Raw genomic sequence first — 260 nt, 5'->3', positions numbered from 1 at the left:
AATTGACGCTGTTCGTCCGTCAGCTGATCGGCATTCTTTACTTCACCCCCGGCAGAAGGCTCGGTAGGCGCACGTACGCCAGGCTGGCGGCTTTCCAGCTCTTTAATGTAGCGCCAGCGCTCTTCAGGCTTCGGCGGCAGGCCGTTGCCGACGACCTTATTACCCTGAAGGGCTTCAGACTCTTCTTTTTTATGATGCGTAATGAAGTAGAGGCCGCCAATAAAGGCCACCAGCACAGCCGCAGCAATGGCGACCATAGC

1 pseudogene is annotated in these 260 nt (G+C 56.5%); it reads right to left on the bottom strand.

Features of this window, described 5'->3' with window-relative positions:
* Window positions 1–260 (bottom strand): annotated as a pseudogene (locus RTW80_RS29800) (cell division protein FtsN); the annotation flags it as partial.

Origin of the sequence: Escherichia sp. AM3, from assembly GCF_032029835.1 — a bacterium.
Classification (GTDB): domain Bacteria; phylum Pseudomonadota; class Gammaproteobacteria; order Enterobacterales; family Enterobacteriaceae; genus Escherichia; species Escherichia coli.
Note: the sequence above shows the minus strand (reverse complement) of the source record. Positions and strands in the feature narration are given on the sequence as shown.